The organism is Undibacterium sp. TJN19 (assembly GCF_049339485.1).
In the GTDB taxonomy this organism is placed as follows: Bacteria; Pseudomonadota; Gammaproteobacteria; order Burkholderiales; family Burkholderiaceae_D; genus Undibacterium.
This window is the reverse complement of record NZ_JBMPPL010000051.1, coordinates 1-815: the sequence shown is the minus strand read 5'-3', so window position 1 is coordinate 815 and position 815 is coordinate 1. Positions and strand designations below refer to the sequence as shown.

1 protein-coding gene is annotated in these 815 nt (G+C 58.7%); it reads right to left on the bottom strand.

Going from position 1 to position 815, the window contains the following annotated elements; genetic code table 11:
• The coding region (locus ACO0LH_RS28470) for a hypothetical protein (RefSeq protein ID WP_422944524.1) at positions 1 to 815 on the bottom strand (815 nt) is incomplete at both ends.

The following is an 815-nucleotide window of genomic DNA, read 5'->3' as shown; positions in this document are numbered from 1 at the left end:
GTGATCGTTGGGGCAGCCACATTTGACACCGTGACGGCATTGCCGGTCAGGTCGGCACTGGAGGTGGTGGTGGCATCCCAGGAGGCAGCAGCAGCCAGGTTGAAGGTGGTGGTGTCAACCGCAGAGGTGCCGTTTTTATTCAATATGCCGTTGATGGCAAGCTTGTCAGCGGCGTTCAGGGTCACAGCGAAGGCGGTACTGCTGCTGGCGGTAACGTTGGCGGTGGTCAGGGTGTAAGAACCGGCCTGACCTGTCAGGGCGAGCTTGCTCACATCAATGGTGTCGCCACCGACGATGTTGACGGCAGAGACAGACAGGATGCCGGTGCTGGCATCGTAACTGGAACTGAGGATGCTCGGCGCAGCATTGGAGACGGTGATGCCATTGCCAGTTAAATCCTGAATATTGCCGCCGGTAATGGCGCTGTCCCAGTCGTCGGCTGCGGCGAGGTTATACGTCGTCGAACTGCTGGCGGAGGAGGTGCCGTTCTTGTTCAATAAGGCATCAACGGCAGCAATGTCAGCGCCGGCGAGAGTAAATGTAAAGCTGGTAGCCGAAGTCACTTCGACATTGCCAGTAGTACTCAGGGTGCGGGTGGCACCGCCTTCGCCGGTGAGGGTCAGCTTGGAAATGGTGATGTCGTTGGTCGCGCCTATCGTCTTGACGAGGTTGGTGCCGGTAACGGTGAAGATGTGGGTGGTGCCGTCATACGTTGCTGACGTGATCGTGGGCGCAGTCACATTCGAGACGGTGACAGCATTGCCTGTCAGGTCGGCACTGGATGTGGTGGTCTGATCCCAACTGGCAGCAGCGGC